The 13,627-nt window shown below is 43.7% G+C and carries 12 protein-coding genes; 10 read left to right on the top strand and 2 right to left on the bottom strand.

Going from position 1 to position 13,627, the window contains the following annotated elements:
• The first annotated feature begins 36 nt into the window (after positions 1 to 36).
• The 4 genes from psdR (at position 37) to psdB (ending at position 4,591) form a co-directional block, all read left to right on the top strand.
• Positions 37 to 750 carry a two-component system response regulator PsdR gene (gene psdR / locus MHH82_RS33465; protein WP_021480675.1) on the top strand — a complete coding sequence of 238 codons (714 nt, stop codon included), beginning with the start codon at positions 37 to 39 and terminating at the stop codon, positions 748 to 750.
• The gene (psdS, locus tag MHH82_RS33460) at positions 744 to 1,814 is read left to right on the top strand and encodes a two-component sensor histidine kinase PsdS (protein WP_072175102.1); all 1,071 of its coding nucleotides are present in this window, start codon (positions 744 to 746) and stop codon (positions 1,812 to 1,814) included. Before psdR ends, psdS begins: the two co-directional genes overlap by 7 nt.
• An 82-nt stretch (positions 1,815 to 1,896) precedes the next feature.
• Positions 1,897 to 2,676 (top strand): lantibiotic ABC transporter ATP-binding protein PsdA, encoded by a 780-nt coding sequence (gene psdA / locus MHH82_RS33455; RefSeq protein ID WP_003228167.1) that lies wholly within the window; start codon positions 1,897 to 1,899, stop codon positions 2,674 to 2,676.
• On the top strand, positions 2,651 to 4,591 hold the full coding sequence (gene psdB / locus MHH82_RS33450; protein ID WP_024571588.1) for a lantibiotic ABC transporter permease PsdB: 1,941 nt from the start codon (positions 2,651 to 2,653) through the stop codon (positions 4,589 to 4,591). Before psdA ends, psdB begins: the two co-directional genes overlap by 26 nt.
• Positions 4,592 to 4,628: 37 nt before the next feature.
• Here psdB and MHH82_RS33445 read toward each other — a convergent pair whose 3' ends face one another.
• The gene (locus MHH82_RS33445; RefSeq protein ID WP_072175101.1) at positions 4,629 to 5,606 is read right to left on the bottom strand and encodes a 2-hydroxyacid dehydrogenase; all 978 of its coding nucleotides are present in this window, start codon (positions 5,604 to 5,606) and stop codon (positions 4,629 to 4,631) included.
• 383 nt (positions 5,607 to 5,989) lie between these two features.
• Here MHH82_RS33445 and MHH82_RS33440 point away from each other — a divergent pair, with 383 nt between their 5' ends.
• Positions 5,990 to 6,583, top strand: a complete 594-nt coding sequence (locus tag MHH82_RS33440) for a beta-class carbonic anhydrase (protein ID WP_003228173.1) — start codon at positions 5,990 to 5,992, stop codon at positions 6,581 to 6,583.
• Positions 6,584 to 6,601: 18 nt separating this feature from the next.
• Positions 6,602 to 8,194, top strand: a complete 1,593-nt coding sequence (locus tag MHH82_RS33435) for a SulP family inorganic anion transporter (RefSeq protein WP_003228175.1) — start codon at positions 6,602 to 6,604, stop codon at positions 8,192 to 8,194.
• A gap of 26 nt (positions 8,195 to 8,220) precedes the next feature.
• Here MHH82_RS33435 and MHH82_RS33430 read toward each other — a convergent pair whose 3' ends face one another.
• Entirely contained in the window at positions 8,221 to 8,541 is a 321-nt protein-coding gene (locus MHH82_RS33430) for a MazG nucleotide pyrophosphohydrolase domain-containing protein (RefSeq protein ID WP_072175100.1), read from the bottom strand.
• Between the two features lie 116 nt (positions 8,542 to 8,657).
• Between MHH82_RS33430 and MHH82_RS33425 the strand changes: the two genes are divergently transcribed.
• From MHH82_RS33425 to mdxE, 4 genes are all read left to right on the top strand, one after another.
• Entirely contained in the window at positions 8,658 to 9,233 is a 576-nt protein-coding gene (locus MHH82_RS33425) for an LOG family protein (protein WP_014665480.1), read from the top strand.
• A 204-nt stretch (positions 9,234 to 9,437) separates the two neighbouring features.
• Complete coding sequence (locus MHH82_RS33420) at positions 9,438 to 10,388, top strand: LacI family DNA-binding transcriptional regulator (RefSeq protein WP_032726916.1); 951 nt, start codon at positions 9,438 to 9,440, stop codon at positions 10,386 to 10,388.
• A 112-nt stretch (positions 10,389 to 10,500) separates the two neighbouring features.
• A complete protein-coding gene (gene mdxD, locus MHH82_RS33415) occupies positions 10,501 to 12,270 on the top strand; it encodes a maltogenic alpha-amylase (RefSeq protein ID WP_072175099.1) in 1,770 nt (589 codons plus the stop codon).
• A 95-nt stretch (positions 12,271 to 12,365) separates the two neighbouring features.
• Entirely contained in the window at positions 12,366 to 13,619 is a 1,254-nt protein-coding gene (mdxE, locus tag MHH82_RS33410; RefSeq protein ID WP_072173472.1) for a maltodextrin ABC transporter substrate-binding protein MdxE, read from the top strand.
• Positions 13,620 to 13,627 lie beyond the last annotated feature (8 nt).

The raw sequence follows: 13,627 nt of genomic DNA, 5'->3' as shown, positions 1-13,627 counted from the left end.
AAAAATCATCGTGATGTACATATAAGGGGGATAAACGTGTATCGGATTTTGCTTGTGGAAGATGATGAGCGGATTGCTTCTTTGCTGGGCGGTCATCTTCAAAAATACGGATATGAAGTGAAAATTGCTGAACAGCTGAATGATATAAAATTGGAATTTGCAGAAATGAAGCCTGACCTTGTGCTGCTTGATATCAACCTGCCTTTTTTTGACGGGTTTTATTGGTGCAGGCAAATCCGTACCATTTCCAATACGCCGATTATCTTTATATCGGCACGGACCGATGAGCTGAATCAGGTAATGGCGATTGAAAATGGCGGCGATGATTATATCACAAAGCCGTTCCATCTAGAGGTAGTGATGGCCAAAATCAAAAGCGTCCTGCGCCGCACATATGGTGAATACTCGCCCTCTTTGCCGCAGGAATCAAGAATAGTGGAGCTTGGCGGGCTAACGATTTATCCTGATCAAAATGAAGCGGAGTGGAACAGCGTCCGGATTTTGTTTTCCCAAAAAGAATTCCAGCTTCTCTCGATTTTTGTGAGGGAGCATAAAAAAATTGTCTCTCGTGATGAACTATTGGAGGCGTTATGGGATGACGTTGATTTTGTCGATGACAATACGTTAACGGTCAATGTCAATCGGCTGCGGAGAAAACTGGAGAATGCAGGACTGACAGATTGCATTTCCACAATCAGAGGACAAGGCTATCAATTTCAAGTCAATCGGAAGGATGAAGCGGAGTGTTAAAGACTTATCTCATCGACCGCTTAGCCATTATTCTATTTTCATTATTAGGGATAGGGTCCGCCATGCTGATTGCGTATTTAAGCATTGTAGAGAGCGGCGCAGAACCTTCCAAAGAAAATATGATGTACATATGGATTTTGCCCGGTGCTCTTTTAGCCGCAGGTTTTGCTGCTGATTATGTTCGGCAAATTTCCTTTCTCACCTATGTTAAAAAGCTTGCAGAACAAGCCTCTTCTTCGAATGACATCGGACAGTCTTTGAAAGCCCGAAAGCCAAGAACAGGAGAGCAAGCGCTTTGGACGAAGATGATCAACGCACTCGGGCAGCAATACGAAAGCAGGCTCTCACAATATATCAATCAGCAAAAACAGCATTATATCTTTACCAACCAATGGGTCCACCATATGAAAACACCGGTATCCGTCATATCCTTAATGATTCAGGAAGGAAAAAACGAAACCTCGTCCTCTTTTTCGACGTTTTTAGAGGAGCTGGAGGATGAGAATGAGAGATTTCGCCACGGTCTTGATATGATGCTGCAAACGGCTAGGCTGGAGGAATTTGCATTTGATGTAAAGCCGCAAACCTTTGATTTGGCAGAAATGGTTCGTTCACTGATCAATCAGGAAAAACGTCAGTTTATTAAACGGCGCCTTTTTCCAACATTACATGTGCCGCCAAATGCCGTTCAGATTTCCAGTGATCAAAAGTGGCTTTCCTTTGTTGTCGAGCAAATCCTTTTCAACGCCTTAAAATATTCAAAGCAAGGTGTGGGAGACTCTATTACAATCCGGATTGAAACACAGAGACATGAGACGCGATTGTCGGTTGCCGACAAAGGAATCGGCATACCGCCGCAGGATCTGCCGCGGATTTTTGACGCGTTTTTTACCGGAGAAAACGGACGAACCATGAAAGAGGCAACTGGAATGGGCCTTTATTTAGCAAAACAGGTGTGCAGCCGTCTCGGCCATAAGCTGTATGCGGAATCAAGAGAAGGGGCTGGCACTGTGATGACCATCGTGTTTTCAAGTGACACCCTCATGAATGTGACAGCATTGTAAGGTTGGGGAGCGGAATTGCAAGAAAGTTCGATGGGAGGATGCTGACTTCCTTTTTATAATAAAGAAAAAGGAGGAGCAGAACATGAATGTGTTGCAAACAACGAACCTATCGAAAACGTACTATTCAAATAAAGGAACAATATCATACCAAGCGCTCAGCGCCTTTGATCTCAGTGTGTCAAAAGGAGAATTTGTCGGGATTATGGGGCCGTCGGGAAGCGGAAAAACCACGCTTTTGAATTTGCTGGCTACCATTGATAAGCCGACCCAGGGCGAGATGATGATCAACGGCATTCAGCCGAAAACGTTAAAGGACCAAGAGCTGGCTTTGTTTCGCAGAAGAGAACTCGGCTTCGTCTTTCAGGATTTTAATCTGCTTGATACGCTGACGATTCGTGAAAATATTCTCTTGCCGCTCGCATTGGATAAGGTAAAGCTGAGAGAAATGGAAGCCCGATTGGATGAACTGGCGGATACGCTGCAAATCAAGCACATTCTCGATCATCGCACATATGAGGTGTCGGGCGGACAGCAGCAGCGGGCAGCCTGTGCCAGAGCGATTATCCACAATCCGGCGCTCATTCTTGCCGATGAACCGACAGGAAACCTCGACTCAAAATCGGCAAAGCAAGTGATGAACACACTGGCTCAGCTGAATGAGGAAAAGGAAGCGACGATTTTGTTGGTTACGCATGATGCCACAGCGGCAAGTTTCTGTAAACGGATTGTTTTTATTAAAGACGGACGTTTCTTTTCAGAGATTCACAGAGGAACAAACAGGCAGGTGTTTTATCAAAGTATATTGGATACCTTGAGTGTGTTGGGAGGCGATTTTCATGAATTTGAGAACTATCGCCCGTAAAAACATTCTTGGGAATCTGCAACGGTATGTGGCCTACTTTTTAAGCTGTGTGTTTGCCGTTTCGGTGTTTTTTGTCTTCACATCATTTATTTTTCATCCTGATGTCAATGAAGACAATATATATGGCGGAAGCCTTGTCAAAACATGCTTGAGCGCAGCTCTTGTCGTCATCATTGTGTTTTGTATATTTTTCATCACATATTCCAATTCAGCGTTTTTGCAGGCAAGAAAGAAAGAGTTTGGGCTGCTGACACTGTTTGGCACATCAAAGCAGCAGCTTCGCAAGATGATTTATTATGAGCAGTCACTTATTTCTCTTGCGGCGATTGCGGCCGGCATTGGAGCAGGCCTGTTATTTTCAAAACTGTTTTTTATGATCATGACATGGATGCTCAGCGTGAAGGTGCCGATTTCGTTTGCCATTGTGCCGAAAGCGTTTGTGATGACAATTGCCGGCTTTCTCATCCTGTTTCAGACGCTGCTCATTTTATCACTGGGACGGATTCGAAAGCTGGAAATCATTGAACTGATTAAATCGGCCAAAAAGCCGAAAAGTTTGCCGGTTTATTCGAAATGGCTCACTGTATTGTCTTTGCTATGTCTAGGCAGCGGTTATTATCTATCTGCAACAGCCAATGCAATTGACATGATGTTTCGGGTATTTCCAATTTTGATTTTAGTGTTAATTGGCACGTATTTCTTTTTTACACAAAGCAGTGTGGCGTTTTTCCGCATGCTGTACCGAAAGAAACACAGCTTCTACAAAGGCACAAATATCATTGTGCGTTCCAACATGATATTCAGGCTGAAGGATCATGCACGCATGCTGTTTTTAACCTCTGTCATTACAGCGGTCATATTAACAGCTACAGGTGTCATCTATATGTTTTATTCCGATTTACAAAGGCAGGAGGAGCAAAGCATTCCTCAGTCTGTTTCCTGGGTGGAAAAGGATGCTTCCCGCTTTCAGGTCATGAAGCCTGAGACGGCTGAGAATACATTGAAAAAAGCTCATGCTGTTATCAAGTATAAGGTGGATGCCACAGGGATTCCTGTCACTTTTCAGTCAGACTTGCCGTATGGAAATAAGAAGATGGAAGCGGAAGCTCTGCTGATTTCAGAAAAAGTCTATAATCAAGTCGCAAAGGAAAAAGGGTTCCCAGTTATTCATTTACAAGAAAATGAAGCATTTATTAATGTTTCTTTTCAAATGATGGTGAAAGACACATTTGGAGAAGGGGAAACAGCAGCATTTCATATGAAGTCAGGAAAAACCCTTTCCTACGTCATGAAAAAGCAGCAAAACAAAGGGATATTGATGTCTGTCGATGGAGTCAGCCGTTTATTGGTTGTCAGCGAAAAGAGCTTTGACAGTCTGTCACAGGATGTGCCGCTGAAGGAACAGATGAGAATGGTAGGTTATGAGCTTGAGCATTGGCAGGAGACGGTGGATGTCTCTGAAAAGCTTGAAAACATGGTGCCGAAAGAACATACATCTGATTTTCAAACACGTGCTCCTAGTTATCAAATTGTGAAGCAGGGAGTTGCATTAATGCTGTTTATTGGTCTGTTTGTCAGTGTGCTGTTTTTTATCGTGCAAGGAAGCATGCTGTATTTGCGGATGTTTACGGAAATAGAAGATACGAGAGTGCAGGTGTTAGCCTTAAAAAGAATAGGGGTTACGGACAAAGAGATTCACTCGATCCTTGGAAAGCAAATAGGATTTTTATTCTTCATCCCATTTATCGCAGGTACGATTCACGCGGGCTTTGCGTATGCAGCGTTAAGTAATATGCTGAATTCCAATTTATTTCTTGAGGCCGTAATTGTCATCTTCATTTATTTTGTATTCCAGGCTCTTTATTATATCGTCACCCGTCATATTTATAAGCGTGCTGTTCTTCAGCGTATGTAATATGAAATCCGGTCTGTTATCAGACCGGATTTTTGATTTATTGAAATTCTCTTGTGAGATTTTTCGGTGTTTGTCCTTGAATGGCTGCGATCATATTTTCGGCGGCCTGTTTGCACATGTTGAAGCGCACTTTAGCTGTTGCTGAACCGATATGAGGAAGCAGCGTGACATTATCCAGCTGCAGAAGCGGATTATCTTGGGAGACAGGCTCTTTTTCGTATACATCTAAGCCGGCTCCCCTGATCCAGCCTTCCTGAAGAGCGCGAACCAGTGCTTTTTCATCGACTGTCTTTCCCCGGGAAATATTGACGAAAATTGCTGAATCCTTCATTAACTTAAATTCACGTTCTCCTATCATGTGATAGGTTTCATCAGTCAGCGGCGTAATGAGAAGAATAAAATCAGATTGCTCCAGCAATGTATCAAGCTCTGCATATTTAACGCCGATGCTGTCTTCTGTTTCTTGTTTGCGATGTCGGTTATGATAAAGCACTTCCATATCAAAACCAAATTTGGCGCGTCTCGCTGCTTGTTCTCCAATTCTGCCCATGCCGATAATGCCTAACGTTTGATGATGAACATCAATTCCGAAAAGCGCTTCCTCTTCCACGGTTCCCCATTTTCCTGCTCTGACAAAACGGTCCAGTTCGGCAACACGTCTGGCGGAAGACAGAATCAGTGAAAAAGCCAGATCTGCAACTGTGTCATCCAGTGTATAAGGTGTATGAGTCCCGACGACTCCTCTTTCTTTCATTGCTTCTATATCGAAGTTATCGTAGCCTACTGATTGGTTGCTGACCACTTTGAGCTTAGGCGCGTGTTCCAGCAACTCACGATTGATTGACGGACCGGAAGTCCCTGACGTTAAAAGCCCTTCCGCATCTTTTAATTTTTCAAATAGCACGTCACTCGGAAGCGTATCCTCCTGCCATACTTCATAACGGCAATGTTCACCGATGAATGCTTCAATCTCTTCAGGAATCGGTTTTGTGATAAATACAAATGGTTTCAACAAGGCTCCCCCTTTATGGCTGTTGTCTATTTCATTATATCGGAAATAAATAGATGTTAAAAATATAGCTGCGTTCTTTTTATTTTCTGGTTCTTTTGAACTTAAAATGGAGATCGAACAGCTAAATCTGCTTAAAAAAGTTTTTTAATTATCAGAATTCACCCATATTTTTTGTCAGACAAATCATCAATATGCGAGCAGCAGCCAGATTATAGGATTCATTAAATATAAATTTTATTATCTTTGAAAGATATAAATGTTTATGTTTTGATTCTACAGTCCAATTATAGTGTCTTTTTTTGAAATCCTTTTCTTGGCTTATTCCTATGCTATAATTCCTTACTGTAAGCTGGGTAAGAAGGCTTGCAAAATCATATGGATGGGAGATGAATCAAATGGTTTCTTTAACATCAATTTTGGAACACAATCAGCGGTTTGTCAGAGAGAAGAAGTATGAACCGTACAAAACGACAAAGTTTCCTTCAAAAAAGCTCGTCATTGTCACCTGTATGGATACAAGGCTTACAGAACTTCTTCCGCAAGCAATGGGGCTTAGAAACGGTGATGCTAAAATTGTAAAAAACGCGGGAGCCATCGTTTCTCACCCATTTGGAAGCGTGATGCGAAGCATACTGGTCGCGATTTATGAATTGCAGGCTGAAGAGGTATGCATTGTCGGCCATCATGAATGTGGAATGTCAGGGCTAAATGCGTCCTCGATTCTTGAGAAAGCAAAGGAACGCGGGGTGGAGGATAGCTGCCTGAATTTGCTGACGAGTGCCGGACTCGATTTGAAAACGTGGCTGACCGGTTTTCACAGCGTGGAAGAAAGCGTTTCCCACAGTGTGAACATGATTAAGAATCATCCGCTGCTTCCGAAAAAGGTGCCGGTTCACGGGCTTGTCATTCACCCTGAAACAGGAAAACTTGATGTGGTCATTAACGGTTATGAAACTGAGCTAATAAACAATCACTCATAAGGGAGGTTATAACAAAATATGCGATTCTCAGGGAGATTCAAGGGATACAATTTACAGAAATTTCAGAAAGACTTAATTGCAGGTATCGTAGTAGGTGTCGTGGCAATTCCTTTAGGAATGGCGTTTGCCATTGCCTCGGGAGTCGAGCCCGAATACGGGCTGTACACTGTTGTTATAGCGGGGATTTGTATCTCTTTGTTCGGAGGATCTAAATATCAAATTGGCGGTCCGACAGGCGCCTTTGTCCCGATACTGTTCGGCATTATCATGCAGTACGGATTAGAGAATCTGCTGATTGCGGGGTTTATGGCAGGGGTAATGCTGGTGCTGTTTGGGCTGTTTAAGCTCGGAAAAATAATGAAATTTGTGCCTAAACCCGTTATCGTCGGTTTTACAGCAGGAATTGCCGTGTTAATCTTTACGGAACAAATCGCTAATTTTCTCGGATTGAGAAATGTTGAAAAACATGAGAACTTTCACCACAACATGTTTGAAATTGTGCAGCAGCTCGGCACCTTTAACGTGTATGCCATTTTGACAGCTGTGATCGGGCTCGTCATTTTGCTTGTATCCGCCAAGGTGATGCCTAAAGTGCCGGGCGCTTTGTTGGCGCTTCTTATTTCCACAGTGGTCGCGGTTGTCTTTTTCCCTGACCGCATGGCAACGATCGGGTCAACTTATGGAGAAATCCCCCGCCATTTGCCTGAATTTCAGTTTCCTGAGCTTACTCTGGATAAAATGGTTATGCTGTTTCCGGCTGCGCTTGTCATCGCGCTTCTTGGAGGACTTGAGTCGATTTTGTCCGCAATGGTCGCTGATAACATGAAGGGCTCAAAGCATGACAGCAACAAGGAGCTTGTCGGCCAGGGGATTGCGAATATGGCAGCGCCCCTGTTTGGCGGAATCCCGGCTACAGGAGCGATTGCGAGAACGGCGACCAATATAAAAAACGGAGCGGTTTCTCCAGTTTCCGGCGTCGTTCACGGCGTAGTCGTTCTCCTTGTCCTGCTTGTATTTGCGCCTTATGCGTCCCATGTGCCGCTCGCCAGTATGGCACCGATTCTCATGGTGGTCGCATGGAATATGAGTGAGCGCAAGGAAGTCGCAAACATGCTGAGACTGAAAAATGCTGATTCCTTTATTTTGGCGGCGACCTTCGCCCTTACGGTTCTGTTTGACTTAATCATCGGTGTGGCAACCGGATTGCTGCTTGCATTTGTGTTCTTTATCAGAAGAATGAGCGAAGCGACCCGCATCCACAATCAGGAATCGCATCCTGTTCTGGCGAAGAGAGAAGATCCATCTGTCAGCATGTATGCCATAGAAGGGCCGCTGTTTTTCGGATCAATTGATTCCCTTGAATCGTCATTGCTGGAGCATGTACAGAAAAAACCGAAAACCCTCATTCTGCTCATGAATAAGGTGCACTATATGGATACGTCAGCTGAAGCGGTGCTTGGGAACATTATGAATCGAATTAAACGCCACAATGGAAAGCTGATGATTGTAGGATTGCAATCGCAGCCGAAGGAGCTGCTGCATAAAACAGGCCTTTTTCACAAAATAGGAAAGCAGCATTTCTTTGATCACCATGATGAAATCACAGGTTAAAAAAAGCGGCCATCGCGGCCGCTTTTTTATGCATGCTCAAATCGTTTTGTCAGTTTTTCTTGGTGGGCCTTCATGACGTCTTCTAAAGAGACACCATACATATCAGCAAGAATGGAGATATTTCCGATGACATCTCCCATTTCTTCAATCAATTCTTGTTTTTGCTCAGCGCGTGACGATTCTTTCTCATCCGGCCGGTCTCTGCCGATTTCATACGCCCTGACAGCCCGTGCCAGTTCTCCGGCTTCCTCCATTAAAAAGCCGACGCGAATAAAAGGTCCGTATTCTGTCCAGCCTCTTTTTTCGTAAAACTCTTTCATCCATTTTTCTGCATCAGCCAGCTGCAACCTCATCACTCCTGCATTCTTTATGTATTTCATATTGATATTATCACATGAAGATGGGACAATATATAGTGTGTTTTTGAATATTTAACACGATATATAGATGCGGAGATGACAAGATGAAAACCATTTGTGTATTTGCGGGATCAAACCCTGGGGGAAATGAAGCTTATAAAAGAAAAGCGGCAGAGCTTGGCACGTACATGGCTGAGCAGGGAATCGGCCTTGTCTATGGGGGCTCCCGCGTAGGCTTGATGGGCACGATTGCTGACGCGATTATGGAAAACGGCGGAACTGCAATCGGGGTCATGCCGAGCGGTTTGTTCAGCGGGGAGGTTGTCCATCAGAATTTGACTGAGCTGATTGAAGTAAACGGGATGCATGAACGAAAGGCTAAAATGAGCGAGCTGGCGGACGGCTTTATCTCGATGCCGGGCGGCTTCGGTACATATGAAGAATTATTTGAAGTGCTGTGCTGGGCACAGATCGGCATCCACCAAAAGCCAATCGGACTGTACAATGTAAACGGATATTTTGAACCAATGATGAAAATGGTGAAATACAGCATTCAAGAAGGGTTTTCTAACGAATCGCACCTAAAACTGATTCACAGCTCGTCACGGCCGGATGAGTTAATTGAGCAAATGCAAAATTATTCTTATCCGATTTTAGAAAAAAAGTGGACAGAAATTTAAAAAAGAGACTTTCTCATGGAAGTGGAGAGAATGAGTCTGCCACCTAGCGTATGATCCATGAAATATCGAGTGTTTTTAACAAAGTGAGGTTTCCTTAAGGGAAATCTCTTTTTTATTTCTCTTTTGCCTGCATCGTATATTTAACAGTAATAGAGGACTTTATCACTAGTTTGGATAATAAGCACAGATAAGGAGGGGATGAAAATGGCAACATTGTCAGATGTGGCAAAAAAAGCAAATGTTTCAAAAATGACGGTATCACGAGTGATCAATCACCCTGAGACGGTGACAGATGAATTGAAAAAGCTTGTTCATTCTGCGATGAAAGAGCTGAATTACATCCCTAATTATGCGGCGAGAGCGCTCGTGCAAAACAGAACACAGGTTGTGAAACTATTGATACTTGAGGAAATGGATACGACAGAACCATATTACATGAACCTGCTGACAGGAATCAGCAGGGAGCTGGATCGCAATCACTATGCTCTCCAGCTTGTGACAAGAAATTCTCTTAATATTGGCCAATGTGACGGCATTATTGCCACCGGCTTGAGAAAGAACGATTTTGAAGGTGTAATAAAAGCGTTTGAGAAGCCGCTCGTCGTATTTGGGCAAAATGAAATGGGCTATGACTTTATCGATGTGAATAACGAGAAAGGCACTTTTATGGCAACCCGCCATGTTATGGGGCTGGGGGAGCGGGAAGTTGTCTTTTTTGGCATTGATTTAGATGAGCCTTTCGAACGTGCAAGAGAACAGGGGTATATACGGGCGATGAATAAAAGCTTTAAAAAATCGAATATGTTTCGGATCGACAACAGTTCTAAGAAAAGTGAAGACCTTGCAAGAGAACTGCTGAAATCCATGGACAATCAGGCCGCATTTGTCTGCGCGTCTGATCGAATCGCGCTCGGCGTCATTCGTGCGGCGCAATCCCTTGGAAAGCGAATTCCAGAAGACGTTGCGGTTACCGGGAATGACGGTGTGTTTCTTGATCGCATCTCCTCGCCGCGCTTGACTACGGTCAGACAGCCTGTTGTTGAAATGGGGGAAGCCTGTGCGAAAATGTTGCTGAAAAAAATGAATGAAGACGGTGCTGCACAAGGAAGTCTATTTTTTGAACCAGAGTTAATTGTACGAGAATCAACGCTGTAAGCGCCGTATTCTGTTATCGGTAACAGGGTGAAAAGGATTGTTCCCACAATTTCATCATGATACTTTCAAACTATGAGCCGGCTTCAATAAAACGGAAATCAAAGGGGGAAACATGATGGAATATGCAGCGATTCACCACCAGCCATTCAGCACAGATGCTTATTCTTATGATGGGCGGACTGTGCATATCAAGATTCGGACGAAAAAAGGTAATGCAGATCACATTCGATTCATTTGGGGTGATCCCTATGAGTACAACGACGGCAAATGGTCGGCAAACGAGCAGCCGATGAGAAAAATTGCTGCAACAGAAATGCATGACTATTGGTTTGCTGAAGTGGTGCCGCCATTTAGGCGTTTACAATATGCGTTTGTTGTAACAGACGATCATGAAGACATCTTTTTCGGAAGTTCGGGTGTATGCCCTTATAACGAAAAAACACTGGAAACGATTCATTATTACTTTAAATTTCCGTTTGTTCACGAGGCTGATACATTTCAAGCGCCTGAATGGGTCAAGTCAACGGTTTGGTATCAAATTTTTCCGGAGCGTTTTGCAAATGGAAGAGAAGACTTGTCACCGAAGAATGCATTGCCGTGGGGGAGCAAGGACCCGGGCGTCAATGATTTTTTTGGAGGAGATTTGCAAGGGATTGTTGACAAGCTTGATTATTTAGAGGATTTAGGGGTGAACGGCATTTATCTGACGCCGATCTTTTCCGCGCCTTCTAATCATAAATACGACACGCTGGATTACTTTTCTATTGATCCGCATTTTGGGGATCCGGAGCTTTTTCGTACATTGGTCAGCCAGCTTCATCAGCGGGGGATGAGAATTATGCTAGATGCGGTTTTTAACCATATAGGAAGCGCGTCTCCGCAATGGCAGGATGTCGTCAAAAACGGAGCTCGATCCCGCTATAAAGACTGGTTCCATATTCACTCTTTTCCCGTCATAGGCGACAATTATGACAGGTTTGCTTTTACAGCTGATATGCCGAAGCTAAACACGGCTAATCCCGAAGTGCAGAAATATTTGCTTGATATTGCTTTGTACTGGATTCGCGAATTTGACATTGACGGCTGGCGTTTGGATGTCGCAAATGAAGTGGATCACGTGTTTTGGAAGACATTTAGGCAGGCTGTATCTACTGAAAAGCCTGACGTTTATATTTTAGGTGAGATCTGGCATTCTGCCGAACCCTGGCTTAGAGGGGATGAATTTCATGCGGCGATGAATTACCCTTTTACAGAGCCTATGATTGAATATTTTGCTGACCGGACGATCCCAGCCTCACGTATGGCCTACCGTGTCAATGCACATTTGATGAATGGAATGAAGCAGGCCAATGAGGTGATGTTTAATTTACTGGATAGCCATGATACAAAGCGCCTTTTGACCAGATGCCGCAATGATGAGAAGAAAGCACGCGCGTTGCTGGCCTTTATGTTTGCCCAGACAGGCTCACCATGCATTTATTACGGAACGGAAATCGGGCTGGACGGCGAAAATGATCCATTATGCCGGAAATGTATGGTTTGGGAAAAGGAGAAGCAAAACCAAGACATGCTGCAATTTATGAAACGGTTAATTGCTTTACGCAAGCAGGAAAGCACTTTATTGACTGAAGGACATCTTGAGTGGAATCTGCTGGATGACCAAAACGATTTTATTAGCTTTTCACGGACTCTTGATGAAAAAATAGTGATTTATTTCTTTAATCAAGGGAATGTGGTTCAATATGTCAGTTTACGAGAGTTGAATATTGAAAGGAATAAGAAAATCTGTGATGCATGGACAGAGCAGCCGCTACAGCATCACGATGTCATTGCCGTTCAGCCGGGAGAATTTTTGATTTTGAGTGCTGCCGCCCCTGTATAACATTCTGTTATCGGTAACAAATCAAAAGTTGTTGTAACCGCTTTCTATAGGACAATACAATTGTTATAGTTTCGTAAATAGAAGGGGGAAAAGAGATGGTTCTTTTAAAAAAGGGGTTCGCCATATTGGCGGCATCATTCCTGGCAATCGGCCTTGCCGCCTGCTCAAGTTCAAAAAATCCAGCAAGCTCTGATGGCAAAAAGGTGCTGACTGTGTCTGTCGAAGAAACGTATAAAGAATACATTGAAAGCATAAAAACAAAGTTCGAAAAAGAGAATGATGTCACAGTAAAAATTGTTGAAAAGCAAATGTTCGAACAGTTGGAGGCGCTTCCTCTTGATGGCCCGGCGGGTAATGCGCCTGATGTTATGCTTGCTGCATATGACCGGATCGGCGGTTTGGGACAGCAAGGACATTTGCTTGACATTAAGCCATCTCATACAAAAAGCTTTGGTGATAAAGAAATGCAGCAGGTGACAGTTGACGGCAAAGTGTACGGAATGCCGCTAGTCATTGAGACACTTATTTTGTATTACAACAAAGATCTTTTAAAAACAGCGCCAAAAACATTTAAAGACCTTGAAAAGTTAACGGAAGATCCTCGATTCGCGTTTGCTTCGGAAAAAGGAAAATCAACCGGATTTTTAGCAAAATGGACTGACTTTTATATGTCGTACGGCTTATTGGCTGGATACGGCGGATATGTGTTTGGAAAAAACGGCACAGATTCCGGGGACATCGGCCTGAACAATAAAGGGGCTGTAGAAGCGGTGAAATATGCGGAGAAATGGTTTGAGACATATTGGCCGAAAGGAATGCAAGACAATTCAAGCGCAGACGACTTTATTCAGCAGATGTTTTTAGAAGGCAAAGCGGCTGCGATCATTGGCGGTCCTTGGTCAGCTGCCAACTATAAAGAGGCTAAATTGAACTACGGAGCGGCTCCCATTCCGACATTGCCCAATGGAGAAGAATATGCCCCTTTTGCGGGCGGGAAGGGCTGGGTAGCTTCAAAATATACAAAAGAGCCCGAGCTGGCTGAAAAATGGCTTGAGTATGCTGCAAATGATGCCAATGCTTACGCTTTTTATGAGGATACAAACGAAGTTCCGGCCAACACGGCTGCAAGGAAGAAAGCCGATGAGCAAAAGAATGAACTGACGTCAGCTGTGATTAAACAATATGAAACAGCAACGCCGACTCCAAATATTCCGGAAATGGCTGAAGTATGGACAGGAGCGGAAAGTTTAATTTTTGATGCAGCTTCAGGAAAAAAATCGACACAAACATCAGCGAATGATGCTGTAAACGTCATAAAGGAAAATATTAAAGAAAAGTATGTGAAATAAAACGGCGG

Source organism: Bacillus sp. FSL K6-6540 (genome assembly GCF_038007545.1).
Note: the sequence above shows the minus strand (reverse complement) of the source record. Positions and strands in the feature narration are given on the sequence as shown.

What these genes read in the sequence shown, in the direction of transcription:
- psdA (WP_003228167.1), top strand. Translation starts at nt 1,897, where the DNA reads ATGAATGTGTTGCAAACAACGAACCTATCGAAAACGTACTATTCAAAT.
- psdB (WP_024571588.1), top strand. Translation starts at nt 2,651, where the DNA reads ATGAATTTGAGAACTATCGCCCGTAAAAACATTCTTGGGAATCTGCAA.
- MHH82_RS33440 (WP_003228173.1), top strand. Translation starts at nt 5,990, where the DNA reads ATGAATCAAATGGTTTCTTTAACATCAATTTTGGAACACAATCAGCGG.
- MHH82_RS33435 (WP_003228175.1), top strand. Translation starts at nt 6,602, where the DNA reads ATGCGATTCTCAGGGAGATTCAAGGGATACAATTTACAGAAATTTCAG.
- MHH82_RS33425 (WP_014665480.1), top strand. Translation starts at nt 8,658, where the DNA reads ATGAAAACCATTTGTGTATTTGCGGGATCAAACCCTGGGGGAAATGAA.
- MHH82_RS33420 (WP_032726916.1), top strand. Translation starts at nt 9,438, where the DNA reads ATGGCAACATTGTCAGATGTGGCAAAAAAAGCAAATGTTTCAAAAATG.
- mdxD (WP_072175099.1), top strand. Translation starts at nt 10,501, where the DNA reads ATGATGGAATATGCAGCGATTCACCACCAGCCATTCAGCACAGATGCT.
- mdxE (WP_072173472.1), top strand. Translation starts at nt 12,366, where the DNA reads ATGGTTCTTTTAAAAAAGGGGTTCGCCATATTGGCGGCATCATTCCTG.